Annotated in this window: 23 protein-coding genes and 1 riboswitch; of the genes, 16 read left to right on the plus strand and 7 right to left on the minus strand. The window is 73.5% G+C overall.

The annotated features are described in order from the left end of the window. Positions 1-104 precede the first annotated feature (104 nt). Genes ABZT87_RS11140 through gltX form a run of 3 tightly spaced genes read left to right on the plus strand, consistent with a single transcriptional unit; the run spans position 105 to position 4,189 of the window. The gene (locus ABZT87_RS11140) at positions 105-1,454 is read left to right on the plus strand and encodes a GH1 family beta-glucosidase (RefSeq protein ID WP_355135107.1); all 1,350 of its coding nucleotides are present in this window, start codon (positions 105-107) and stop codon (positions 1,452-1,454) included. Then, positions 1,451-2,728, plus strand: coding sequence for an MFS transporter (locus tag ABZT87_RS11145; protein ID WP_354859485.1), 1,278 nt, complete (start codon positions 1,451-1,453; stop codon positions 2,726-2,728). The genes ABZT87_RS11140 and ABZT87_RS11145 overlap by 4 nt, the downstream gene beginning before the upstream one ends. A 51-nt stretch (positions 2,729-2,779) precedes the next feature. Further along, complete coding sequence (gene gltX / locus ABZT87_RS11150) at positions 2,780-4,189, plus strand: glutamate--tRNA ligase (protein ID WP_355135109.1); 1,410 nt, start codon at positions 2,780-2,782, stop codon at positions 4,187-4,189. A gap of 171 nt (positions 4,190-4,360) precedes the next feature. Here gltX and ABZT87_RS11155 read toward each other — a convergent pair whose 3' ends face one another. Then, positions 4,361-4,999 carry a copper resistance CopC family protein gene (locus ABZT87_RS11155; RefSeq protein ID WP_355135111.1) on the minus strand — a complete coding sequence of 213 codons (639 nt, stop codon included), beginning with the start codon at positions 4,997-4,999 and terminating at the stop codon, positions 4,361-4,363. Positions 5,000-5,241: 242 nt separating this feature from the next. Here ABZT87_RS11155 and ABZT87_RS11160 point away from each other — a divergent pair, with 242 nt between their 5' ends. Further along, positions 5,242-5,892 carry a hypothetical protein gene (locus tag ABZT87_RS11160; protein ID WP_354859478.1) on the plus strand — a complete coding sequence of 217 codons (651 nt, stop codon included), beginning with the start codon at positions 5,242-5,244 and terminating at the stop codon, positions 5,890-5,892. 34 nt (positions 5,893-5,926) lie between these two features. Here ABZT87_RS11160 and ABZT87_RS11165 read toward each other — a convergent pair whose 3' ends face one another. Both ABZT87_RS11165 and ABZT87_RS11170 read right to left on the minus strand, forming a co-directional pair. Beyond that, positions 5,927-6,259 (minus strand): hypothetical protein, encoded by a 333-nt coding sequence (locus ABZT87_RS11165; RefSeq protein WP_354859476.1) that lies wholly within the window; start codon positions 6,257-6,259, stop codon positions 5,927-5,929. A 105-nt stretch (positions 6,260-6,364) separates the two neighbouring features. After that, complete coding sequence (locus tag ABZT87_RS11170; protein ID WP_355135113.1) at positions 6,365-6,904, minus strand: hypothetical protein; 540 nt, start codon at positions 6,902-6,904, stop codon at positions 6,365-6,367. Between the two features lie 202 nt (positions 6,905-7,106). Between ABZT87_RS11170 and ABZT87_RS11175 the strand changes: the two genes are divergently transcribed. The 7 genes from ABZT87_RS11175 to fabF all read left to right on the plus strand — a co-directional run bounded on the left by ABZT87_RS11175 (position 7,107) and on the right by fabF (position 13,873). Further along, positions 7,107-8,309 (plus strand): histidine kinase, encoded by a 1,203-nt coding sequence (locus tag ABZT87_RS11175; protein ID WP_355135115.1) that lies wholly within the window; start codon positions 7,107-7,109, stop codon positions 8,307-8,309. Further along, on the plus strand, positions 8,306-8,995 hold the full coding sequence (locus ABZT87_RS11180) for a response regulator transcription factor (RefSeq protein WP_355135117.1): 690 nt from the start codon (positions 8,306-8,308) through the stop codon (positions 8,993-8,995). The genes ABZT87_RS11175 and ABZT87_RS11180 overlap by 4 nt, the downstream gene beginning before the upstream one ends. A 46-nt stretch (positions 8,996-9,041) precedes the next feature. Beyond that, on the plus strand, positions 9,042-10,343 hold the full coding sequence (locus ABZT87_RS11185; protein ID WP_354859469.1) for a helix-turn-helix domain-containing protein: 1,302 nt from the start codon (positions 9,042-9,044) through the stop codon (positions 10,341-10,343). A 78-nt stretch (positions 10,344-10,421) separates the two neighbouring features. After that, positions 10,422-11,378 carry an ACP S-malonyltransferase gene (locus ABZT87_RS11190; protein WP_355135119.1) on the plus strand — a complete coding sequence of 319 codons (957 nt, stop codon included), beginning with the start codon at positions 10,422-10,424 and terminating at the stop codon, positions 11,376-11,378. Further along, positions 11,375-12,319, plus strand: coding sequence for a beta-ketoacyl-ACP synthase III (locus tag ABZT87_RS11195; RefSeq protein ID WP_354859465.1), 945 nt, complete (start codon positions 11,375-11,377; stop codon positions 12,317-12,319). The genes ABZT87_RS11190 and ABZT87_RS11195 overlap by 4 nt, the downstream gene beginning before the upstream one ends. A gap of 85 nt (positions 12,320-12,404) precedes the next feature. Further along, positions 12,405-12,644 carry an acyl carrier protein gene (locus tag ABZT87_RS11200; protein ID WP_007463517.1) on the plus strand — a complete coding sequence of 80 codons (240 nt, stop codon included), beginning with the start codon at positions 12,405-12,407 and terminating at the stop codon, positions 12,642-12,644. 2 nt (positions 12,645-12,646) lie between these two features. Next, entirely contained in the window at positions 12,647-13,873 is a 1,227-nt protein-coding gene (gene fabF / locus ABZT87_RS11205) for a beta-ketoacyl-ACP synthase II (RefSeq protein WP_354859462.1), read from the plus strand. 75 nt (positions 13,874-13,948) lie between these two features. Here fabF and ABZT87_RS11210 read toward each other — a convergent pair whose 3' ends face one another. From ABZT87_RS11210 to ABZT87_RS11220, 3 genes are all read right to left on the minus strand, one after another. After that, a complete protein-coding gene (locus ABZT87_RS11210; RefSeq protein WP_355135121.1) occupies positions 13,949-14,167 on the minus strand; it encodes a hypothetical protein in 219 nt (72 codons plus the stop codon). A 68-nt stretch (positions 14,168-14,235) separates the two neighbouring features. Next, positions 14,236-15,960, minus strand: coding sequence for a glycoside hydrolase family 3 N-terminal domain-containing protein (locus ABZT87_RS11215; RefSeq protein WP_355135123.1), 1,725 nt, complete (start codon positions 15,958-15,960; stop codon positions 14,236-14,238). 94 nt (positions 15,961-16,054) lie between these two features. After that, positions 16,055-16,546, minus strand: a complete 492-nt coding sequence (locus tag ABZT87_RS11220; protein WP_007463525.1) for a DUF3145 domain-containing protein — start codon at positions 16,544-16,546, stop codon at positions 16,055-16,057. Between the two features lie 307 nt (positions 16,547-16,853). Between ABZT87_RS11220 and ABZT87_RS11225 the strand changes: the two genes are divergently transcribed. After that, positions 16,854-17,183: a hypothetical protein gene (locus tag ABZT87_RS11225; RefSeq protein ID WP_007463527.1), complete on the plus strand. Its 330-nt coding sequence runs from the start codon at positions 16,854-16,856 to the stop codon at positions 17,181-17,183. 72 nt (positions 17,184-17,255) lie between these two features. Here ABZT87_RS11225 and ABZT87_RS11230 read toward each other — a convergent pair whose 3' ends face one another. Then, positions 17,256-17,879, minus strand: coding sequence for a carbonic anhydrase (locus tag ABZT87_RS11230; RefSeq protein WP_355135125.1), 624 nt, complete (start codon positions 17,877-17,879; stop codon positions 17,256-17,258). 147 nt (positions 17,880-18,026) lie between these two features. Between ABZT87_RS11230 and ABZT87_RS11235 the strand changes: the two genes are divergently transcribed. The 4 genes from ABZT87_RS11235 to ABZT87_RS11250 all read left to right on the plus strand — a co-directional run bounded on the left by ABZT87_RS11235 (position 18,027) and on the right by ABZT87_RS11250 (position 23,566). Beyond that, entirely contained in the window at positions 18,027-18,971 is a 945-nt protein-coding gene (locus ABZT87_RS11235; protein ID WP_355135127.1) for an alpha/beta hydrolase, read from the plus strand. Positions 18,972-19,078: 107 nt separating this feature from the next. Next, positions 19,079-21,196, plus strand: a complete 2,118-nt coding sequence (locus tag ABZT87_RS11240; protein ID WP_355135129.1) for an AAA family ATPase — start codon at positions 19,079-19,081, stop codon at positions 21,194-21,196. A 106-nt stretch (positions 21,197-21,302) separates the two neighbouring features. Further along, positions 21,303-22,220 carry a cation diffusion facilitator family transporter gene (locus ABZT87_RS11245; RefSeq protein WP_355135131.1) on the plus strand — a complete coding sequence of 306 codons (918 nt, stop codon included), beginning with the start codon at positions 21,303-21,305 and terminating at the stop codon, positions 22,218-22,220. Positions 22,221-22,361: 141 nt separating this feature from the next. After that, a riboswitch (cyclic di-AMP (ydaO/yuaA leader) is annotated at positions 22,362-22,493 on the plus strand. 53 nt (positions 22,494-22,546) lie between these two features. After that, positions 22,547-23,566: a hypothetical protein gene (locus tag ABZT87_RS11250; protein WP_355135400.1), complete on the plus strand. Its 1,020-nt coding sequence runs from the start codon at positions 22,547-22,549 to the stop codon at positions 23,564-23,566. The last annotated feature ends 65 nt before the right edge of the window (positions 23,567-23,631 follow it).

The following is a 23,631-nucleotide window of genomic DNA, read 5'->3' on the forward strand; positions in this document are numbered from 1 at the left end:
GACACGCCGATCAACCATTGCGGATTGCGCCAACCCGGCCTATGGCGCATTCATCGACAGCGCCCTAGAGTCCCGAACACGTTTCACGTTGACCGGGAGGGCGCATGCCGACCGCACCGATGCCCGAGTTCCCCGCCGGCTTCCGCTGGGGCGTCTCCACGTCCGCCCACCAGATCGAGGGCGCCACCACGGCCGGCGGACGCGGAGCGTCCATCTGGGACACCTTCGCGCGCTCCCCCGGCCGGATCAGCGACGGCAGCAGCGGCGAGATCGCCTGCGACCACTACCACCGGTACGCCGAGGACGTAGCGCTGCTGGCCGGTCTGGGCGTCTCCGCGTACCGGTTCTCGATCGCCTGGCCCCGGGTGCAGCCCAGCGGCAGCGGCGCGGCCAACGCCGCCGGCCTGGACTTCTACGACCGCCTGGTCGACGACCTGCTGGCCGCCGGCGTCGACCCGGTGGCCACCCTGTACCACTGGGACCTGCCCCAACCCCTGCAGGACGCCGGTGGCTGGCTCAACCGCGACACCGCCGCCCGCTTCGCCGACTACGCCGAGCGGACCGCCGCCCGTCTCGGCGACCGCGTCCGGCTCTGGATCACCCTCAACGAGCCGTTCATCCACATGAGCCTCGGCTACGGCATGGGCGTGCACGCCCCCGGCGAGATGCTGCTCTTCGACGCCTTCCCCGTCGCCCACCACCAACTGCTCGGGCACGGGCTCGCGGTCGCCGCGCTGCGCGCCAGCAGCGCCAGCCCGGTGGCGATCGCCAACAACTACTCCCCGGTGCGGGTGCTCGGCGACCGCGACGCCGACCGGGCCGCCGGGGCCGCGTACGAGGCGCTGCACAACCGGCTCTTCACCGACCCGCTGCTCGGCCGCGGCTACCCGGAGCTGCCCGGCTTCGACCCGGGCGTCGTCCGCCCCGGCGACCTGGACACCATCGCCGCGCCCATCGACGTGCTGGGGGTGAACTACTACAACCCCACCGGCGTACGGGCCGCCGAGGAGGGCTCGCCGCTGCCGTTCGACCTGGTGCCGCTGGACGGCTACCCGCGTACCGCCTTCGACTGGCCGGTCGCCCCCGACGGGCTGCGCGAGCTGCTCGGCTGGCTGCGTGACACGTACGGCGACGCGCTGCCACCCATCGAGATCACCGAGAGCGGCTGCGCATACGACGACGCACCCGACGCGGACGGGCAGGTGGCGGACCCGGAGCGCATCGCGTACCTCGACGGGCACCTGCGGGCGGTCCGGGCCGCCATCGACGACGGGGTGGACGTACGCGGGTACTTCGTCTGGTCGCTGCTGGACAACTGGGAGTGGGCCGAGGGGTTCACCAAGCGCTTCGGGCTGGTGCACGTCGACTACGCCGACCAGAGGCGTACACCGAAGTCGTCGTACGCCTGGTTGCGGGACGTGATCGCGGCCTCCCGGGACGGTTCGGCGCGGTGACCACCCTCGACCCCGCACCAGCGGCGCTGCCGGCGGCGCTCGCCGAACCGACCGTGCCGGTGCGACGCGGCTGGATCGGTCTGGTCTTCGCGGCCAACCTCGGCGTGTGGATGGCGTTCTTCACCCCGATCCAGGTGCTGCTGCCCCAGCAGATCGAGCGGATCGCGCCCGCCGACAAGGAGACCATGCTGGCCGTGGTCACCGGCCTGGGCGCGTTGGCCGCGGTGCTGGCCAACCCCCTGGCGGGCGCGCTGTCCGACCGGACCTGCCTGCGGATCCTCGGCCGGGAGTTCGGTCGTCGGCACGTCTGGACCGCGGGCGGCGCGGTGCTCGGCGCGGCGGCGCTGGTGCTGCTGGCCCAGCAGCGGACCATCCTCGGGGTCGCCGTCGGTTGGGTCGCCGCCCAGGTCTGCTTCAACGCGATGCTGGCCAGCCTCACGGCCGCCATCCCGGACCGGGTTCCGGTGGCGCAGCGCGGCGCGGTCTCCGGCTGGGTGGGTATCCCGCAGGCGCTCGGGTTGGTGCTCGGCGCGGTGCTGGTCACCGCAGTCGTCACCGGCAACGCCGCCGGCTACCTGGCCATCGCGGTGGCCATCCTGGTGCTGTCGCTGCCGTTCGCGCTGCTCACTCCCGACGACCGACTGCCCCGCGCGCACCGCCCGGCACTGCGGGCCCGGGCGCTGTTCGCCTCGATGTGGATCAGCCCGCGCCGGCACCCGGACTTCGCCTGGGCGTGGATCACCCGGTTCCTGGTCCAGCTCGGCAACGCGCTGGGCACCCTCTACCTGCTGTACTTCCTCACCGACGGGGTGCGTTACCCCGACCCCGAGGGCGGTCTGCTGGTGCTGATCCTGCTCTACACGCTCGGCATGATGCTGACCGCGGTGGTCGCCGGCCGGCTGTCGGACCGCTCCGGGCGGCGCAAGGTCTACGTGATCGTCTCCGGCCTGATCATGGCGGTCGCGGCGCTGCTGCTCGCCATCGCGCCGGTCTGGCCGATGGCGATCGTCGCCGCCCTGCTGCTCGGCGCCGGCTACGGCGTCTACCTCTCGGTGGACGCCGCCCTGATCACCCAGGTGCTGCCCCGGGCCACCGACCGCGCCAAGGACCTGGGCGTGATCAACATTGCCAACTCCGCGCCGCAGGTGCTCGGCCCGGCGCTCTCCGCCCCGCTCGTCGTCCACCTGGGCGGCTACCCGACGCTCTACGCGGTCACCGCCGCGGTCACCCTGGTGGGCAGCGCCCTGGTCGTCAAGATCCGCTCAGTCCCCTGAGTCGGGGGGCCGTGGCCAAAAGCGGTCGCCGGCCGCCGTAGGCTGGAGGACGTGACGGTACGTGTGCGCTTCGCCCCCTCCCCGACCGGTATGTTCCACGTCGGCGGCGCCCGCTCGGCGCTGCAGAACTGGATCTACGCCAAGCAGCAGGGCGGGGTGTTCGTGCTGCGCATCGAGGACACCGACGCGGCCCGCAACAAGCCCGAGTGGACCGAGGGCATCCTCTCCGCGCTGGACTGGATCGGCATCTCCCGGGGCAGCTACGAGGGGCCCTACTTCCAGTCGGCGAACGCCGGCGAGCACCGGGCCGCCGCCACCCGGCTCTACGAGTCGGGTCGGGCCTACTACTGCGACTGCACCCGCGAGGACGTGCAGGCCCGTACCGGCTCGCAGTACCAGGGCTACGACGGCTACCACCGCGACCTCGGCCTCGGCCCGGGGCCTGGGCACGCGCTGCGCTTCCGTACGCCCGACGAGGGCACCACCGTGGTCGTCGACCTGATCCGTGGTGAGCCCACCTTCGAGAACAAGCTCATCGAGGACTTCGTCATCGCCCGCGGCGACGGCTCGCCGGTCTTCCTGCTCGCCAACGTCGTCGACGACATGACCATGGGGATCACCCACGTGATCCGGGCCGAGGAGCACCTGCCCAACACCCCCAAGCAGCAGCTGCTCTGGGACGCCCTCGGAGTCAAGCCGCCGGTCTGGGCGCACGTGCCGGTGGTGGTCAACGAGAAGCGGCAGAAGCTCTCCAAGCGCCGCGACAAGGTCGCCCTGGAGGCGTACCGCGACGAGGGCTACCTCGCCGCCGCGATGCGCAACTACCTGATGCTGCTCGGCTGGGCGCCGTCGGGCGACCGGGAGATCGTGCCCTGGTCGGTCATCGAGGACGAGTTCCGGCTGGAGGAGGTCAACCCCTCCCCCGCGTTCTTCGACGAGAAGAAGCTGCGCGCCTTCAACGGCGAGTACATTCGCGCGCTGCCGGTGCCCGAGTTCATCGACGCCTGCCAGCCGTGGCTGACCGGCACCGGGACCATCGCGCCGCCGCCGTGGCAGCCGGAGGAGTTCGACGCCGACGCCTTCGCCGCCGTCGCACCGCTGGCACAGACCCGGATCGCCGTGCTCAGCGAGATCGTGCCGAACGTCGACTTCCTCTTCCTGGCCTCGCCGCTGATCGACGAGGCGGCCTGGACCAAGACCATGAAGGACGGCTCGGGCGACCTGCTGGACGCCGCCGTCGCGGCCTTCGAGGCGCTGGAGTCCTGGGACGCCGAGTCGCTGAAGTCGACGCTGGAGGCGGTCGGCGCCGAGCGCGGCCTCAAGCTCGGCAAGACGCAGGCGCCCGTCCGGGTCGCGGTCACCGGCCGCACCGTCGGCCTGCCGCTGTTCGAGTCGCTGGAGGTGCTCGGTCGCGAGCGCACCCTGACCCGGATGCGCGCCGCCCGGCTCCGCCTGCCCTGACAGTCCGACCGGCAGCGGGCCGGCGTCGTACCTACGCGTCGCCCCCTTTGCTCTGCTTCAACCCACGCAACACCCGGTGTCCGAATATCGGACGCGAAGTGTTGCCTCCGCTGAAGCAGAGCAAAGGGGGACGCGGACACCCCGTTCACCAGGCCTGCGGCGATCGTGTGATCAGTGCGCCCGGTTCCTGCGACGGAACACCAGGCCGGCGGCGAGAGCAGCGAGCAGCACCAGGCCGCCGAGCGCCCAGAGCCACCAGCGGCCACCAGAGTCGGACCGCTCCGAGGCCGCTGGCGCAGCGGACGCCGTTGAGCTGCCCGCCGGCGCCGATGGCGGCCCGCCCGAGGACGGGTTGACTCCCGAGGGCCCGGCCGAGGGCGAGCCGGTCGGCGCTGCCGCCGGGCCGGTGCCGGCGGCCGAGGGGCTGGCGGACGGGTCGGCGGCCGTGCCGGTGGTGAGGGTGAACCGCACCTCGCCCTTGATCGGGTGGCCGTCGCTGGACGCGAGCTGATAACCGACGATGTAGAGCCCCGCCGCGCCGGGCTTGAACGGCACGCGTACGCGACTGCCGTCGAAGGTCGGCTGCCCGCCGGCGACCACATTGTCCGGTCCGGTTATTGTGATCTTCGTCGTAGCGGGGGCCGGCTTGGCCAGGAACCGAAGCTCGACCCGGGCGGGCGCGGTGGCCACCCGGGCGCCGTCGCGCGGATCGCTGCCGGTCAGCGAGTTGTGCGCGGCGGCCGGTGTCGCCGGGGCCAGCAACGACACACCGAACGCCACGCCGAACACCACTGGCACGACCCGCGCCATTCGTGTAACCCTGCCCCCCATGAACCCCTCCGTAAGGGTACGATCCGCCCGCTGATCAAAACAGCTCCTCATTAGTCGAGCAGAGATCGCAGATAGTTCCAATTACTGTTCCACAAGCTGCAATTCATCGACGTTCTGCGGAGTCTGTGAGAGTGGGCCCGACCGCTCGGTCGGTGTTGTCACCGGCCGACCGACCCGGACGTCATGACGAAGCCATCCATCGAACGGGGCGAGGAGGCGGGATGGTCCGACAGATGAGGCGCTGGGTCGCCGTGCTGGCGGGCACGCTGGCGGCGGCACTGCTGGCGCTCGGCACCGCCGGCCCGGCCAGCGCGGCGCCCAAGCCGGCACCCGCCGGTGTGGACATCACCGGCGAAGGGCTCACCGAGCCGCTGCGGCTCCGGTCGGACACCCAGCCCACGCACGTGGTGGCGGTCATCGACCAGGTCAACTTCTTCGGTCGTACCGGCATGCCGACCGGGCCGAAGGCAGCCAACCTCGGTCCGAAGTACACGGTCGTGGTGCTCGCCGGTGAGACGCCGAAGCAGACGTTCGACCTCTACCCCAAGGCGGCCGGCGGCCCGCGCGTCTACCGACCGGCCAAGCAGCCGGACGGCCGCAAGACCAGCGCCGGCTGGTTCCTCGGCCGGCTCAGCATGTCCGAGACGCTGCGCACCGCCGGGGTGCCGCTGGAGCGGCAGTTCGACACGGTCAGCGGCGGCGTGGGCGGCGGCGAGCGGGTCCTCCCGGAGGACACGATGGACCCGGCACGGGACATCGACGAAGCGCTCGGCGAGTTGCAGCGACTGCTGCTGCTCAACGTCGCGGTCATGCTGACCATCACGGTCGGTCTCGCCGGAATCGCCCTGCTGATCCGCCGCCGGACCCGCTGACCTCGGGCGGCGGGTCAGACCAGCCGTCGCGCGGTCAGCACCAGCGGCGCGGCGGGCGCTCCCGTCGGGTGGCCCGCTGACGCGGCCGGACCGGGCCGTGCCGGTGCGCCCCCGCCCACCCGGGCAGTTCGCTGCGGCAGCCGGTGACGTCGTCCGGCTCGGCCGGCACCGGCTCGGTGGCCCGTTGGCGTGGCACGGCCACGTCGTCGTCGGCCCGCTCGGACGGACGGCCGCCGGTCGACTCCGCCGGGTGCGCCGACGCCCCGCCGACCGGCCGGCGCGGCTTGCCGGCCGCCTGCGGGTCGTGGTGCCCCAGCCGGCAGGGCTCGCCCTGGGCGCAGCCGTGCTCGGCCTCCCCGTGCGCCATCCCCGGTCTCCTCACGCTCGCACTCACGCGCGGGGGCGCTCCCCCCGACGTGCCCTGTCACCGTACTGGCCGGGACCGACGGCCTGTGCACGGCGTACCCCGGGGTCAGCGCTTCGGGCGGCGAGGGAACAGGGTCTCCCAGACCGGGAAGGCGACCAGCCAGATCAGGATCACGACGGTGAGGCTGCGGATCCAGTTGCCCAGTTCACGGGTTCGTTCCGCGTCGTTGACCCAGAGGATCGCCGCACCGAGCAGGGCGCACGCGACAGCCCAGCCGAGGAGCGCCTTGGCCCACTCCCGCCACTCGTGGCGGGTGCGGGCCCAGCCGTGGCGGGGAGGCCGCACCGGCGGCGGACCACCGGCGAACCGGTGGGCGAAGCGCTGGTCCGCCCAGCGCACCATCGAGTGCCCGAAGGCCACCGAGAAGCCGAGGTAGGCGGCGGCGAGACCGTGACTGACGCCTGCGGTCGCGCCGCGGCGCAGGTCGATCACCGACGCGGCGAGCAGTGCCAGATCGACCAGCGGTACGCAGACCAGCAGCGCCGCGCCGAGTCGTGGCCGGCGCAGCGGATAGCGGGCCACCAGCCCGGCGCCGAGCAGCACCCAGAACGCGATCTCACAACCGATGATCACCGCGACCACCATGGCGACCTCCCCCGTCGTCGGCACCCAGCGTCGCCGATCGGCGGGGCCCGGGCCTCGACGCCGGAGACGAGATCGGGGTCCTCCCTTCGACGGACCAACCGTCCGGGACGCGCTCGACGTACCCCTTTCGGCGCATGTCGGAGCCGTCAGGCTCCTTCCCTGGTCGGAGTCGGAGGGTCGACGGTTGTGGTGGGATCGGGGCATGCGACCGCCACCGTGGCTCGGCTCCGGCACGGCCGGCCGGGATCTCACGCTGGCCGGCGCGTCGCTGATCGGTGGCCTGGTGCTGTACGGCCTGGGCATGCAGCCGCAGATCGTCCCGCACCCGGACGTGCCGCCCGAGCTGTTCCTGGCGCCGCTGCTGGCGGTGTGCGTGGCCGTCGGTCTGCGTCGGGTCGCGCCACGCGCCAGCCTGGCGGTGGGGACCGGGGCGCTCGTGGTGGACACGGCGCTGGGCAACTCGCTGGGCACCGTCGTGATCTACACGCAGGTGCTCTACGACGCCTGCGTGTACGGCCCGCCCCGGCTGTGGCGGTGGCTGCTGGGGATCACCGCGACGCTGAGCGCGATCGCGGTGGTGGCCGGCGTGCTCGGCTTCGGGCAGTGGCGGGGGGCGGCCGTCGGGGTGCCGGTGGTGCTCGCCGGGCTGCTGCCGGTGCTGACCGGGATCAGCGTGCGGCAGTACCGGGACCAGGCCGCCGCCGAGCGGGCCCGGGCCGAGCAGACCGCCCGGCTGGTCGAGCTGGACCGCCGGCAGGCGGTCAGCGCCGAACGGGCGCGGATGGCCCGGGAACTGCACGACGTGGTCGCCAACCACCTGAGCGCGGTGGCCATCCACGCCACCGCCGTGCTGTCCGTACCGGGGCTGGAGCGGGGCCAGGTGGAGTCGGCGTTGCGGGTGATCCGGGAGAGCAGCGTGCAGGGCCTGGCCGAGATGCGGCAGATGATCGAGCTGCTGCGCGAGCCGGACGCGGGTGAGCGGGGCACGGCGGGCGTGGTCGGCGCGGTGCCGGAGGCGGTCACGGCGCGGCTCGCCGAGGCGGACGGGTTGGTCGAGCGGATCCGGGCGGCCGGCCTCGCGGTACGGGTGCACACCGACGGCACCCCGGGCCCGCTGCCGGTGGGGGTCGACCTCGCCGCGTACCGGATCGTGCAGGAGTCGCTGACCAACGCGCTCAAGCACGGCACGGGCGAGGCGGAGCTGACCATCGCGTACCGGCCGGCGGAGGTGGTGCTGACGGTGGAGAATCCGGTGCGCCCGGACGGGTCGGGGCTGCCGGGCGCCGGGGCCGGGCTGATCGGGATGCGGGAGCGGGCCGCGCTGCTGGCCGGCCGGTTCACCGCCGGGCCGCACGACGGCCGCTGGCAGGTCCGGGCCGCGCTGCCCACCGGGGAGGGCGGGTGACCGCGCCGCGCCCGGGCGACGCCGGCGCCGCGCCGGTACGGGTGGTGCTCGCGGACGACCAACCGGCGGTACGGGCGGGGCTGGCCCTGATCCTGGGCGGCTCGCCGGGCATCGAGGTGGTCGGCGAGGCGGCCGACGGCGACGAGGCGGTCCGGCTGTGCCGGCAGGTGCGCCCCGATGTGGCGGTGCTGGACGTGCGGATGCCACGCCTCGACGGGATCGCCGCGACCAGGGCGATCGTCGCCGACCGGCTCGCCGACGTGCTGGTGCTGACGACCTTCGACCTGGACGAGTACGTCTTCGGCGCGCTGCGCGCCGGTGCGTCCGGGTTCCTGCTCAAGGACACCGACGCGGCGGGACTGGTCGCGGCGGTGCACACCGTGGCGCGCGGTGAGGGGTTCATCGCCCCCACGGTGACCCGTCGTCTGATCGCCGCCTTCGCGGCCACCCCGCCCGGCGCGTCGGCGGCCGCCCGGGCCGCGCTGGACACCCTGACCCCGCGCGAACGCGACGTGCTGGCCTGCCTCGGCCTGGGCCTGTCCAACCAGCAGATCGCCGACCGGCTGGCGCTGGCGGAGAGCACCACCAAGACACACGTGAGCCGGATTCTGGCGAAGCTGGACCTGCGCAGCCGGGTGCAGGCCGCGATCCTGGCCCAGGAGCTGGGCCTGCTCGCGCCACCGTGACCCTGCGCCGGGACCGGCCGACCCGGGCCCGCTGACCGGTGCCGGCGTGGATGGCCTGCTCACGACGTGTCAGGCTAGGGCGGTGAGTACGCCCGACGGTGGGGAGTTGGCGGCCACGCTGCGCCGGATCGAGCGATCGGCGGGAGCGCTGGCCACCGCCAGCGTGGCCCGGATGGACGAGACGCTGCCGTGGTTCCGCGCCCTGCCGGCCGACCAGCGCTCCTGGGTGATGCTGGTGGCCCAGGCGGGCGCCCGGTCGCTGGTGCAGTGGCTGCGCGACGGCGGCGGCACGGCGGACAGCACCCAGGAGGTCTCCGACGAGGTGTTCGCCGCGGCACCGCAGGCGCTGGCCCGGTCGATCACCCTCCAGCAGACGGTGGCACTGATCAAGGTGACCATCGACGTCGTCGAGGAGCAGGTCTCGCAGCTGGCCGCCGAGGGTGAGGAGCAGCTGCTGCGCGAGGCGGTGCTGCGCTTCTCCCGGGAGATCGCGTTCGCCGCCGCCCGGGTGTACGCGCGGGCCGCCGAGTCGCGCGGCGCGTGGGACGCCCGGTTGCAGGCCCTGCTGGTCGACGCGCTGCTGCGCGGTGACTCGCCGGACGTCCTGGCGAGCCGGGCCGCCGCGCTGGGCTGGGCGGACGCGCCGCCGGTCGCGGTGGCGGTCGGCCGCTCCCCCGGCGGTGAGGTCTCCGCCGTGCTGCACGTGGTGTACCGGCAGGCGCGGCGGATCGGCGTCGAGGTGATCGGCGGAGTGCACGGCGACCGGTTGGTGATCGTCCTGGGCGGCGCGGCGGATCCGCTGAGCGCCACCGGCAAGCTGCTGGACGCGTTCGGTGACGGCCCGGTGGTGGTCGGTCCGGCCGTACCCAGTCTGGATGAGGCGACGGAGTCGGCGCGGGCCGCGCTGTCCGGTTTCCGGGCGGCGCCGGCGTGGCCGACCGCCCCCCGGCCGGTGCCGGCCGCGGACCTGTTGCCGGAGCGGGCCCTCGCCGGCGACGCGGAGGCGCGTCGCCGGTTGCGCCACGACGTGTACGCGACGCTGGTGCGCGCCGGTGGCGAGTTGCTGGAGACCCTGGACGCCTTCCTGGCCGCCGGTGGCACGCTGGAGAGCGCGGCGCGGGCGCTGTTCGTGCACCCGAACACGGTGCGGTACCGGTTGCGCCGCATCGCCGAGGTGACCGGCTTCTCGCCGCTGTCGCCCCGGGACGCGTTCGCCCTCCAGGTGGCGTTGACCGTCGGTCGGCTGGATCCGGTGGTCCCGGTGGTCACGGCGGTCCCGACCCAGACATTGACCCCGGCCGCCCGGAAATCCGCCCAAAGCAGTGATGATCCTCGCCGATCTTTGTGAGAAACCTCCAAAGGTTCTAGTGCGGTTTGGTGGGCCTCGGCACAGCGCTACCCACGCGTATCCGGGAGAGTCATAGGCGTGCTCGCCGTACTTAGTCCCGGCCAGGGTTCCCAGAAACCCGGCTTCCTGACCCCCTGGCTCGACCTGACCGGCACCGAGGCGCGACTGCGCTGGTGGTCGGCGCTGGCCGGGGTGGACCTGGTGCACCTGGGCACCGCCGCGGACGCCGACGAGATCAAGGACACCGCCCGCACCCAGCCGCTGCTCGTCGCGGCGGCGCTGCTCGCCGCCGAGCACCTGCCGCTGGACGGCGTGACGCTCACCGCCGGCCACAGCGTCGGCGAGCTGGGCGCCGCGGCGGTGGCCGGGGTGCTCTCGGCCGAAGCCGCGCTCACCCTCGCCGGGATCCGGGGCCGGGAGATGGCGGCCGCGTGCGCGCTGGAGCCGACCGGGATGGCGGCCGTGCTCGGTGGCGACCCGGACGAGGTGCTCGCCGCGATCGCCGCGCACGGGCTGCACCCGGCCAACCGCAACGGCGCCGGCCAGATCGTCGCCGCCGGCGCGCTCGACGGGCTGGACAAGTTCGCCGCCGACCCGCCGGCGAAGACCCGCGTCATCCGACTCCAGGTGGCCGGCGCGTTCCACACCCCGTACATGGCCCCGGCCGAGACCGCGCTGGCCGCGGTCGCCGCCGGGATCGCCCCCGCCGATCCGGCCCGGATCCTGTTGTCGAACCTCGACGGCACCGCCGTCACCGACGGCCAGGAGCTGGTGCGCCGGCTGGTCCGCCAGGTCACCGCCGCGGTGCGCTGGGACCTGTGCATGCGCACGCTGGCCGAGCGCGGGGTGACCGGCGTGATCGAGCTGCCCCCGGCCGGCACCCTCGCCGGTCTGGTCAAGCGGGAGCTCAAGGGCGCGGGCGCCCCGGAGATCGTCACCCTGAACACCCCGGACGACCTGCCGGCCGCACGGGACCTGATCGCCCGCCACGGCACGCCGGGCCAACCGCTCGCCCCCATCGGAGGACACTCATGACCGGCAGTCGCATCGTCTCGATGGGGCACTACCAGCCCTCCCGGGTGGTGACCAACGACGACATCGCCCAGCTCGTGGACACCAACGACGAGTGGATCCGCGACCGGGTGGGCATCGTCACCCGGCGGATCGCCGACGGTGAGACGGTGGCCGACATGGCCGCCGCCGCCGCCGGCAAGGCGCTGGCCAACTCGGGGCTCACCGCCGCCGACATCGACCTGGTCGTGGTCGCCACCTGCTCCTCCATCGACCGCAGCCCCAACGTGGCCTGCCGGGTCGCCGCCAAGCTGGGCATCGCCGCGCCGGGCGCGTTCGACGTCAACACCGCCTGCTCGGGCTTCGCGTACGCCCTGGGCACCGTGGATCACGCTATCCGGGCCGGGGCGTCGCGCAACGCGATAGTCATCGGCGCCGAGAAGCTGTCCGACTTCACCGACTGGACCGACCGCTCCACCTGCATCATCTTCGGTGACGGCGCGGGCGCCGCGGTGGTCACCGCCACGGCCGAGGACGAGCCGGCCGGCATCGGCCCGGTCGTCTGGGGCTCCGTGCCGGAGAAGAGCGACGCGGTCCGCATCGAGGGCTGGCGCCCGTACATCCAGCAGGAGGGGCAGGCGGTGTTCCGCTGGGCCACCACCGCGCTCGCGCCGCTGGCCCTGCAGGCGTGCGAGCGTGCCGGGGTCGACCCGTCGGAGCTGGCCGCCTTCGTGCCGCACCAGGCCAACGCCCGGATCATCGACGGCATCGCCAAGCGGCTCAACATCCCCAACGCGATCATCGCGAAGGACATCGTCGAGTCCGGCAACACCTCGGCGGCGAGCGTGCCGCTGGCCCTGTCGAAGCTGGTCGAGCGCCGGGAGGTGCCGTCGGGCGCCCCGGTGCTGCTGTTCGGCTTCGGCGGTGGCCTGACCTACGCCGGTCAGGTCGTCCGCTGCCCCTGAAACCCCCTCGGGCGCGTACGCGTCGAGGAGTGGCGGTCGGCGACGCCGGCCGCCGGAGACCCCCCTATGAGAGGAACCAACCGCAATGACCCGTGACGAGATCACCACCGGCCTCGCCGAGATCCTCGAAGAGGTTGCCGGGGTGAACCCGGACGACGTGGCCGAGGGGAAGTCCTTCACCGACGACCTCGATGTCGACTCGCTCTCCATGGTGGAGGTCGTGGTGGCCGCCGAGGAGAAGTTCGGCGTCAAGATCCCGGACAACGAGGTGCAGAACCTCAAGACCGTCGGGGACGCCGTCAGCTTCATCGAGGCGCAGTCCTGATCATGAGTCGTCCTGACGTCGTCGTCACCGGGCTCGGCGCGACGACCCCGCTTGGCGGGGACGTCGCGTCGACCTGGGACGCCATGCTCGCCGGCCGCTCCGGGGTGAGTGCCCTCACCCAGGAGTGGGCCGCGCAACTGCCGGTCCGGATCGCCGCCCAGCTGGCCGTGGAGCCGTCCGAGGTGCTGGACCGGGTCCGACTGCGCCGGCTCGACCGCTCCGAGGCGATCGCGATCATCGCGGCGCAGCAGGCCTGGGCGGACGCCGGCCTCGCCGACTCCGGCCTCGACGGGGAGCGGCTGGCCGTCAGCGTCGGCTCCGGCATCGGCGGTGCCACCACCCTGCTCGCCCAGGACGACATCCTGGAGGCGTCCGGGCCGCGGCGGGTTTCCCCGCACACGATCCCGATGCTGATGCCGAACGGTCCGGCCGCCTGGGTCGGATTGGAGCTGGGCGCCAAGGCCGGCGTGCACACCGTGGCCAGCGCCTGCGCCACCGGCGCGGAGGCGATCGCGCTCGGTCTGGACATCATTCGCGCCGGCCGGGCCGACGTGGTGGTGGCCGGCGGCACCGAGGCGGTCATCCACCCGCTGCCGATCGCCGGCTTCAGCTCGATGCGGGCCATGTCGACCCGCAACGACGACCCGGAGCGGGCCTCCCGCCCGTGGGACACCGGCCGCGACGGCTTCGTCCTCGGTGAGGGCGCGGGCATCGTGGTGCTGGAGCGCGCCGACCACGCCGCAGCCCGCGGCGCTCGGGTGTACGCGCGCCTCGCCGGCGCCGGCATCACCTCCGACGCGTACGACATCGTGCAGCCGCACGCCGAGGGTGAGGGCGCCATCCGGGCCATCGCTCGGGCGATCGCGGACGCGGACATCGCCAAGCAGGACATCGTGCACGTCAACGCGCACGCCACGTCGACCCCGGTCGGCGACATGCTGGAGATCGGCGCGCTGCACAAGGCGCTCGGCGACCACCCGGTGCTGGCCGCGACGAAGTCGATGACCGGTCACCTGCTCGGTGCGGCCGGAGCGCTGGAGTCGATCGCCACGATCCTGGCCATCCGCGACGGCGTCGTCCCTCCGACGATCAACCTCGACGACCCGGAGCCGGGCCTCAGCCTGGAGGTCGCCGCGCACAAGGCACGCCACATGGAGATCCCCGCCGCGCTGAACAACGCGTTCGGCTTCGGCGGCCACAACGTGGCGCTCGTCTTCGCACGACCGTGAGACGGCGGCCGTGCGACGGCCGATCTGCGGGTTTACCGAAGGGGCCCCCTCAGCAAGGGGGGCCCTTCGGCACGTTCAGCCCCGGTTGCGGGGATGCTGCTTGGCGGTGCGTTCGTTGCCGTGGCGGTAGTTGCCGGTCCAGCGGGCCATCACCAGTTGCGGGTCGTCGTCGACCTCGGCGAGGAACTCCGCCGCCCGGGCGCCGCGCAGCGTGCCCGCCACCCGGCCGTGATGCATGATCACCACCGTGCCGTCGGCACGCTGGTCGTAGCGGAAGCCCTGTGCGGTTGCCATGACAGCGAGGCTGCCAGGTGGACGCCCTCTCCGGCGACGCGATTTCCGACCTGCGGGCCCCGGCGGAATCAGGCGCCGCAGGTGGTGGCGGGCAGGCCGGGCACGGCCACCGGGGATCGACCACCCGGGCGGGCCTTGCCGGCCAGCACGGCGGCCAGGGCGGTCATCGACGCCCGACTGGAGGAGTACGTCGCCAGCAGCGTCGGCGACGTGGCCTTGGCCAGCACGTACGGGGTGTCCATGGCGACGGTGACCGCCGCGTCGGCGCGCAGGTCGCTGTCGCCGTCGCCGTAGCCGACCAGGTGCACCACGGTCCCGCCGCTCGGCTTCACGGTCACGCCGGCCTTGGTCAACGCGGCGGTGAGCGCCGCCCGGGTGCCGTCGCGGCCGTCGGAGGAGGTGACGGTGACGGGGCCCTGCACCGCTTTGCCGCAGGCGCCCCGCAGCACGGTGACCGCACCGGCGGCCAGCGCGTCCGCCGCCGCCCGGTGCGCCGGGGTGTTGAGCGTGGACATCGGCTCGGTGGGGGCCGTCGCCAGCCGGAACTTCATGGTCAGCACCCGGGTGACCGCGTCGACCAGCCGGGCCCGGGGCAGCGAGCCTCCGCGCAGGGCGGCGAGCAGCCCGTCGTACGCCTGGCCGACGTTCGGGGTCATGAGGATCAGGTCGTTGCCGGCGTTCAGCGCCCGGACGGCGGCCTCGCCGGGCGCCCAGCGCTTCGCCGGCGGCATGTTCATCCCGTCGGTGATCACCACGCCCTGGAAGCCGAGCTGGCCGCGCAGTACGTCGGTGAGCAGCTTGTGGGAGAAGGTCGCCGGGGTGCCCGGGTCGATGGCCTGCGCGTCCAGGTGGCCGGACATCACGGCCATCGCGCCGGCCTCGAACCCGGCGGTGAACGGCGGCCACGCGCCGCTCTGCAGCTCCGCCGCGGACTGGGTGAGGACCGGCAGGTCCTTGTGCGAGTCGTCAGCGCTGTGGCCGTGCCCCGGGAAGTGCTTCAGGGTGGCCGCGACGCCGCTGGCCTGCAGGCCCCGGACCGCGCCGCCGACCTGCGCGGCGGCGAGCTTCGGGTCGGCGCCGAACGACCGCGAGCCGATGACCGTGCTGCGGGTGGCCAGCACGTCGGCCACCGGGGCGAAGTCGACGTTGATGCCCAGCGCGGCGAGTTCGGCGCCGGCGGCCCGCCAGGCGGCCCCGGTCAGCTTCGGGTCGCCGGCCGCACCGGCGGCGAGCGCGGTGGGCAGGATGGTGACCCCGTCGGTGACCCGGGTGACGACGCCGTACTCCTGGTCGGTGCCGATCAGGAAGGGCGCCGGGCCGGCGGCCAGCCGTCCGGCGGCGCCCCGCAGCCCGGTGGTCAGCTCGTGGACCTGCTTCGGGTTGTCGACGTTGGTGGTCTCCTGGTTGCCCTTGGTCGGGTCGTCGGCGCTGAAGCCGACCAGGATCAGCCCGCCGAGCCGGTACTTGGCGATCATCTCGGCGGGGGTGTCGACGCCGGCGAGGGCCTGGTTGCCGGCCGCGGAGCCGGGCGAGACCTTCGTGGCCGAGTCGCCGTACGCGTACGGCATCAGCACCTGCCCGACCAGGTCCTCGTCGGAGAGCGTCGCGACGAGGGCGGCGGCCCGCGCGGCCGGGTCGTCGGCCGGGGTCGCTGCGGGGGCGCTCGGGGCCGCCGAGACGCCGGTCGGACCGGGCGTCGGGTCGGCCCGGTCCGGGGCGCCGGAGCAGCCGGAGACGAGCAGGGCGGTCAGGGCGGCGACGGCGACACCGGCGTGTCGCGGGCGAATCGGCACCCGCCCATCCCACCAGGTTCCCCCTTATCGGGGCAACTTGACCTTACCGGTCGCAGCGCCCGAGAGCGTCTGGCCAGCGGGGCGGTGGCGGAGGTCAGCCGACCCGGGTGAGCAACGTCACCGGCGCCCCGTCACCGGCGTACCGGTAGGGCTCCAGGTCAGCGTCCCACGCGGTGCCGAGCGCCTTGTCGAGGGCGTGCGACAGCGCCTCGGGGGCCCGGGCGGAGGCCATCAGCGCCCGCAGCCGGTCCTCGCCGAGTTGGATGTCGCCGGCCGCCCCGACCGTGGCCCGGAAGAGGCCACGGGCGGGCACGTACATGAAGCGCTCACCGTCTGCGCCGGGACTCGGCTCCTCGGTGACCTCGAAACGGATCATGGGCCACTGCCGGAGGGCAGCAGCCAGCTCGGCGCCCGTCCCCGGACGGCCGGTCCACCCGCACTCGGCCCGGCGGGCGCCGGGATCGACGGGCTGAGCCGTCCACTGCAGGTTGACCGGCGCGGCTAGGACGCGCGCGATCGCCCACTCGACGTGCGAGCACACGGCGAGCGGGGTCGAGTGGACGTATACGACGCCACGCGTTGGCACGGTGACCTCCCGGAGAGCGAGGTGCGTCTTCCCCTACGACCTCGTCCACCGGAGTGGTTGCTGCAACACATGATGACTCCTGTGACGGATGGTGCGCCAGGGAATCGGAAAAAACGCCTGCCGGAATAGCCGGACGGGTGGTCTCCGTTGCCTCTCAGGACACCGCGACGACCAGCCTGATGTCGTGGTCCTGTACAGTTCCATCGGCGGCTTCTGCCGCGTTACACCTTCGCGGGCCGACTCAGTGTCACCCGCACACAGCCCCCGGACGTCCAGTCCTCCCGTACGTCTTGCAAGGAGTACCTCCGTGGCGAGCAACACCTCTAAGACCGCGCGCGCGTCCGTCCGGGCCGGCCAGGCTGGCCAGGGTGGCGCCCTCAGCGTGCTGGGCGAGTTCAAGTACCTCATCCCGCTCAACGGCGGCAAGCACGCCTACGTGCGCAACCTGACCAACGGCAAGACCGCGCACCTGCGCACCGACTCCGACGCCTTCGTCGAGGAGATCCGGGTGCTGGCCGCCGCCGGCCACGCCGCCAAGATCCGGGCGGAGATCAACAACCTGGCTGCCGTTCACCCGAACGACGGCTGGGAGGCCACCGAGAAGCGCCTGGTCGCGGCCGGCGTCTTCGAGGGCTGAGCCCTCCCCCACCGCAGCACCAGCAGACCGCCCGCCGGGAGTTCCCGGCGGGCGGTTTCGCGTCCGGCGTGTTCAGGTCGGGTCGAGCAGGGCGACCTCGCCGGTGCTCAGGTCGTAGAGGCCGCCCACCACCGCCACCCGACCAGCCGCGACCGGCCCGGCCAGCAGGTCGTCCGCGCGCAGCGCGTGGACCGTACGCCGGACGTGCCGGCGGATCGCCTGGGGATGCACCGCCGGGTCGTCGAGCCCGGCCTCGGTGACCGCCGGGGCGATCTCGTCGATCAGGTAAGCGAGCGAGCCGCCCGGCCGCTCCCCCGATCGCAGCGCGTCCACCGTCGCTCCCACCGCCCCGCACCGCTCGTGTCCGAGCACCAGCACCAGCGGCACGCCGAGCTGACCGACCACGTACTCGATGGAGCCGCACACGGCGCGGTCGAGCACGTGCCCACCGGTACGGATCACGCAGATCGCACCGAAGGTCTGGTCGAAGATCGCCTCCAGCGGCACCCGCGAGTCGATGCAGCCGAGCACCACCGCGTACGGCTGCTGGTCGCCGGAGGCGGCCGCCGCCGCGGCGGTGACGTCGTGGCCGTGCACGGGTTGGCCGCTGACGAACCGCCGGTTGCCGGCGAGCAGCTCGGCGAGCGCGGCGCGGGGCGTACCCCCGGCCTGCCGCCCCTGTCCCGCCACCTCCATGCCGTTCAGCTTGGCTCGCCGCCGACGGTCACGGGCGGGGTCGGGAATGTTCGCCCGGCGCGATTGGCGTGGCGTCTCGGCGGGTAGCCGGTGTTACCGCCGGGTATCCCGGTGCTGATGAGGCCGGGGCGGCCCGGGGAGGTGGCGATGCCGGAGCGGTTCGAGGTCGGTATGCCCGACGGCGTACGGCTGCACGTGGAGGTCACGGAACCTGCGGACGCCCCGGTCACGGCCGTCCTGCTGCACGGCTGGACGCTGGACGGGCGCAGCTGGCACCGGCAGGTGGACGCGCTGACCGCCTCGGCCGGCGACGCCGTGCGGGTGGTCACCTACGACGCGCGCGGCCACGGCCGGTCCAGCTGCATGGCGTTGCCCACGGCCACCCTGGCCCAGCTCGGCGACGATCTGGCCGCCGTCCTCGACGCGGTCGCGCCGACCGGTCGGGTGGTCCTGGTCGGGCACTCGATGGGCGGAATGACGATCATGGAGTACGCGCACCGCCACCCCGGCCACTTCGCCGCCCGTACGGCCGGCCTGGTCTTCGTCTCGACCACCGCCGAGGGGCACACGCACACCGTCTACGGGCTCTCGCCGCGCATCGCCCGGCTGATCCGGCTCGCCGAGACGACGGGCGCCGGTGTCCTGGCCCGGTGCGGCTCGTGGCGCGCGCCCCGGGCGCTGCTGAACGCGTTGCAACCGAGCATCCGGTGGATGCTCTTCGGCGACCGCTGTGATCCCTCCGACATTCGGCTGGTGACCTCGGCGGTGGCCCGCGCCTCGCTGCGCTCGATCGGCGGCTTCCGCGCCTCGATCGGCGCCCAGCGCCGGCTGGACACCCTCACCGCGCTGGCCCACCTGCCGGCCGCCGCCCTGGTCGGTGACCGGGACCGGCTGACCCCACCGCCGTGCGCCGAGTCGATCGCCGCCGCCCTGCCGGCCACCGAGCTGACCGTCTGTCCGGGTGCCGGACACATGCTGATGATGGAGCGCCCGGACGAGGTGAACGCCGCGCTGACCGGCGTACTGCGTCGGGTGCTCGCCGCGCCGGCGCGCGACGGGCACGACGCGAGCGCGACCGGGACGGGTCGCTGAGCACGTTCCCGCACCTCGGGCGCGAAGCCCCGGGCCCGGGGCCGTACCCTTCTGCGGTTGGCCCGCGCGGTTCGCGCCGTCTGCCGGCGACATCGAAGGAGCGTGCGTTGACCGACCAGACCGCCCTGGAGCAGGAGATCGCCGTCGAGCAACGGCACCTCGACCGGGTGTACGCCCGACTGGCCGAGCTGCGCCAGTCCGCGGTTCGGGCCGAACGGGACGGCTACCGGATGGCCCGGGTCGGCACGTTCGGCGCGCTGGTCGAGCGCGACGCGATGGTCTTCCACGCCGCGCAGCGACGGCACACCCTCGACGCCGAGCACGAGGGGCTGGTCTTCGGCCGTCTGGACCTGCGCGACCGGCAGGTGCTGCACGTCGGGCGGCTCGGCATCCGCGACGAGGACGCCACCACGCTGGTCGTCGACTGGCGCGCGCCGGCCGCCTCCGCGTTCTACCAGGCCACCCCGGCGCAGCCGCTGGGCGTGGTGCGTCGTCGCACCATCTCCTCGCGCGCCGAGCGGGTCACCCGGATCGAGGACGACCTGCTGGACCCGACCGCCGCCCCGGAGGGGATGACTGTGGTCGGTGACGGCGCGTTGCTGGCCACCCTGTCCCGCGCCACCGGTCGGGGCATGCGCGACATCGTGGCGACGATCCAGCGGGAGCAGGACGAGGCCATCCGGTCGCCCGGTTCCGGGGTGACGATCGTGGCGGGCGGTCCGGGCACCGGCAAGACGGCGGTCGCCCTGCACCGGGCGGCCTTCCTGCTCTACTCCGACCGCAGCCGGTACGCCGGCGGGGGCATCCTGGTGGTCGGGCCGTCCACCGTCTTCGTCGAGTACATCGCCTCGGTGCTGCCCTCGCTCGGTGAGGACACGGCGACCCTGCACTCGCTGGGCAGCCTCTTTCCGGGAATGACCGCCACCCGCACCGACCCGCCGGAGGTGGCGGCGGTGAAGGGCTCACTGCGGATGCGCCGGGTGCTGGAGCGCGCGGCCCGCGACGCGGTGCCGGGCGGCCCGGGTGAGCTGCGGCTGCTCTACCGGGGCACGCTGCTGCGGCTGGACCGGGCCGAGCTGGACCGGATCCGGGACCGCGCGCTGCACCGTGGCGCCCGGCGCAACGAGGCACGCCGGGCCGGCTTCGACGGGGTGTTCGCCGCGCTCTGGGCGCAGGCCCGGGCGGTGGGCATCACCCGGCTGCCCGAGCACCGGGCCTTCGAGGGCGAGATCGCCGAGCGGCCGGAGTTCCGGGAGTTCCTCAAGGCGTGGTGGCCGCGCCTGCACCCCCGACACGTGCTCGGCTGGCTGGCTCGCCCGGATCGGCTGCGTCGGTACGCCGGCGGCATCCTCTCCGGCGCGGAGATCAGGCTGCTCACCGCCGCGTACCAGAATCTGGACACCGCGGGCCTGACCATCGCGGACGTGGCGTTACTGGACGAGTTGGACGCGCTGCTCGGCAAGCCCATGCAGCCGGCGCGGGCCCGCCGTGACCCGTTCCAACTCGCCGGCGGCGTGCGCGAGCTGAGCACCGCCAGCGACCGGCAGCGGGCCGCCCGCGCGGCGGCCCGGGAGCGTCCGGAGGACTACCGGGAGTACGCGCATGTGGTGGTGGACGAGGCGCAGGACGTCTCGCCGATGCAGTGGCGGATGGTCGGACGGCGCGGCCGCCTGGCCTCCTGGACCGTCGTGGGCGACCCGGCGCAGACCGCGTGGATCGGTGATCCCCAGGAGCTGACCCACGCCCGGGACCAGGCGCTGGGCCGTCGCAAGCGGCACGATTTCACGCTCACCACCAACTACCGCAACTCGGCGGAGATCTTCGCGGTGGCGGCGGCGGAGATCCGCCGGCTCTACCCCGACCTGTCGCTGCCGAACGCCGTACGCTCCACCGGTATCGACCCCGTCGAGCTGGTGGTGCCGCCGGCCGGGTTGGAGACCGCGGTCGTGGAGGCGGCCACCGGCCTGCTGGCCGAGGTGGACGGCACGGTCGGGGTGATCACGCCGGTCACCCGCCGCGACGAGGTCGCCGGTTGGCTCGGCTCACTCGGCGCGGCGCGGCTGCAGGTGGTGACCAGCCTGGAGGCGAAGGGCATGGAGTACGACGGGGTGGTGCTGGTCGCCCCGAGCGAGATCCGGGCCGATCCGGGCTCCGGCGTACGAACGCTCTACGTGGCGCTCTCCCGGGCCACCCAGCGGCTCACCACCATCGACCCGACCGGCTGACCTGCGGGTTGCCGTGTCGAAGGGTGGGCCGGTCCGTACACTTGCATACATAGCGATGTGAGCATACATTTGACCGGGTCCCGGGTGGCGACGGAGGGTGGATTTCGTGGGAGCAGGTCATGACCACCACCACGGGTCGGTCACCAACGCCGCCCACCAGCACCGGGGCCGACTCTGGGCCGCGTTCGGGCTGCTCGCGACCCTGATGGTGGTCGAGGGTGTGGCCGCCTTCCACACCGGCTCGCTCGCCCTGCTCTCCGACGCCGGGCACATGTTCACCGACGTGCTGGGCATCGGGATGGCGCTCGCCGCGATCACCGCCACCCGGCGGGCCACCGGCGACCCGCAGCGCACCTTCGGGCTCTACCGCCTCGAGGTGCTCGCCGCCCTGGCCAACGCCGTCCTGCTCTCCGGCGTGGCGGTCTACGTGGTGATCGAGGCGATCGGCCGGTTCGGCGACCCGCACGAGGTGCTGACCGGCCCGATGCTCGCGGTGGCCGTCCTCGGCCTGCTCGCGAACGTGATCGCGTTCGCGCTGCTGCGCGCCGGCGCCCGGGAGAGCATCAACCTCCAGGGCGCCTACCTGGAGGTGCTCGGCGACCTGCTCGGCTCGCTCGGCGTGATCGGCGCGGCGCTGCTCATCGCGGTCACCGAGTGGTGGTGGGCCGACCCGTTGGTCGCGGTCGCCATCGGCGTGTTCATCCTGCCGCGCACCTGGCGGCTGGGGCGCGCGGCCGTCCGCATCCTGGTGCAGGCCGCCCCGGAACACCTCCAGGTCACCGCCGTGCACGACCGACTGGCCGCGGTGCCCGGCGTGGTGGAGGTGCACGACCTGCACGTCTGGACGCTCACCTCGGGCATGGAGGTGGCCTCCGCACACCTGATCATGGCACCCGGCGGGGAGGTCGGCACGGTGCTCACCGCGGCGCGTACCGCCCTGCGGGAGGACTTCCGCATCGAGCACGCCACGCTGCAGATCGAGCCCGGGTCCGCCACGGGCGCCTGCGGTTCGATCGAGTGGTGAGCACCTATCTGACGAAAAGACCGTTTTGCCGTCATCTTTGGTGGCGGCGCAGACACCTTCCGTCACATCGACTGCACACGTCCCACCTGCCCCGGTAGGCTCGTCCCCGGCCACCACCCGGCGGCGCCCTCCCGGCGCCGGTGGCGGCCGCCGCCTAATCACCCGAGAGGGCGAACCGGGGAACCACGTTCCTGGGGTGCATCCGCGTCAGCGGTAGGGATCTTCCGTCCCGAACCCGTCAGCTAACCCGGTCGGCGGCTGACGGAAGGACATGCGTAGTGGCACCAGCACGACCACCCGCCGCCCGACTCGCGGCACTGATCGTCATGATGGTCACCCTCGGCGTCGCCCTACCGGTGGGCGCCGCCACCGCCGCTCCCCCCGGCGGCCTGCGGGCCGCCGCGGCGCCCGACGGCGACGAGGAGGGCGGCACCCCCGCGCTGCGGGCCCAACTGGAGGCCGCCAGCAAGGGCTACCTGGACGCGAAGCGCGCCCTGGACACCTCCGTCCAGCGCCAGCAGCAACTCGCGGCCAAGCTGAAGACCACCGAGGCCGAGATGACCGTGCGCAACGGCAAGGTCGGCGAGATCGCCGGCGTGGCGTACCGCACCGGCCGGCTCAGCACCGTCTCGGCGTTGCTCAACACCAACACCCCCGAGGGCTTCATGGACCGGGCGGCCGCGCTGGACGTGGTGGCCGCCAACGAGGACCGGGTGCTGCGCGACCTGCACGCCACCCGGGACGAGGCCAACCGCACCCGCACCGCCCTGGACGGCGAGATCCGCGAGCAGCGCAAGCAGGTCGAGGTGATGGCCAAGCGCAAGGAACAGGCCGAACGGGCCCTGGCGGTCGCCACCAGCAAGCCGCGCACCACCGCTGCCGACACCAGTTCCAACCGGGGCACCTCCACCGCCAACGCCCAGCCCGCGCCGCGCAACTCCGACGGCTCCTGGCCGTCCGAGTCGTGCAGCGTCAACGACCCCACCCCGGCCAGCGGCTGCATCACCCCCCGCACCCTGCACGCCCTCAACCAGGCGAAGGCCGCCGGCTTCACCCGGTACGTCTCCTGTCACCGCTCGGGCGGCTCCGGCGAACACCCGAAGGGCCGGGCCTGCGACTTCGCCGCCCAGAAGGGCGGCTTCGGCGGGGACGCCACCGGCGGCGACAAGACGTACGGCAACAACCTGGCCGCGTACTTCATCCGCAACTCCGACCGGCTCGCCGTGCTCTACGTGATCTGGTACAGGCAGATCTGGCTGCCCAGCAGCGGGTGGAAGTCGTACAGCGGGGGGAACGGCGACCCCTCCAGCGAACACACCAACCACGTACACCTGTCGGTGTACTGACCCCACCGGTGGCCGGCGCACCGTCGAGCGGGTGCGCCGGCCCCGGGTACGTCAGCGGACGTACC

Origin of the sequence: Micromonospora sp. NPDC005237 (assembly GCF_040607775.1) — a bacterium.
Classification (GTDB): Bacteria; Actinomycetota; Actinomycetes; order Mycobacteriales; family Micromonosporaceae; genus Micromonospora.

Bases quoted from the DNA above. Each gene is read 5' to 3' on its own strand.
- ABZT87_RS11140 (WP_355135107.1), top strand. From the start codon at position 105: ATGCCGACCGCACCGATGCCCGAGTTCCCCGCCGGCTTCCGCTGGGGC.
- ABZT87_RS11155 (WP_355135111.1), bottom strand. From the start codon at position 4,999: ATGGCGCGGGTCGTGCCAGTGGTGTTCGGCGTGGCGTTCGGTGTGTCG.
- ABZT87_RS11160 (WP_354859478.1), top strand. From the start codon at position 5,242: ATGGTCCGACAGATGAGGCGCTGGGTCGCCGTGCTGGCGGGCACGCTG.
- ABZT87_RS11165 (WP_354859476.1), bottom strand. From the start codon at position 6,259: ATGGCGCACGGGGAGGCCGAGCACGGCTGCGCCCAGGGCGAGCCCTGC.
- ABZT87_RS11170 (WP_355135113.1), bottom strand. From the start codon at position 6,904: ATGGTGGTCGCGGTGATCATCGGTTGTGAGATCGCGTTCTGGGTGCTG.
- ABZT87_RS11175 (WP_355135115.1), top strand. From the start codon at position 7,107: ATGCGACCGCCACCGTGGCTCGGCTCCGGCACGGCCGGCCGGGATCTC.
- ABZT87_RS11195 (WP_354859465.1), top strand. From the start codon at position 11,375: ATGACCGGCAGTCGCATCGTCTCGATGGGGCACTACCAGCCCTCCCGG.
- ABZT87_RS11200 (WP_007463517.1), top strand. From the start codon at position 12,405: ATGACCCGTGACGAGATCACCACCGGCCTCGCCGAGATCCTCGAAGAG.
- fabF (WP_354859462.1), top strand. From the start codon at position 12,647: ATGAGTCGTCCTGACGTCGTCGTCACCGGGCTCGGCGCGACGACCCCG.
- ABZT87_RS11210 (WP_355135121.1), bottom strand. From the start codon at position 14,167: ATGGCAACCGCACAGGGCTTCCGCTACGACCAGCGTGCCGACGGCACG.
- ABZT87_RS11230 (WP_355135125.1), bottom strand. From the start codon at position 17,879: ATGGAGGTGGCGGGACAGGGGCGGCAGGCCGGGGGTACGCCCCGCGCC.
- ABZT87_RS11235 (WP_355135127.1), top strand. From the start codon at position 18,027: ATGCCGGAGCGGTTCGAGGTCGGTATGCCCGACGGCGTACGGCTGCAC.
- ABZT87_RS11250 (WP_355135400.1), top strand. From the start codon at position 22,547: ATGATGGTCACCCTCGGCGTCGCCCTACCGGTGGGCGCCGCCACCGCC.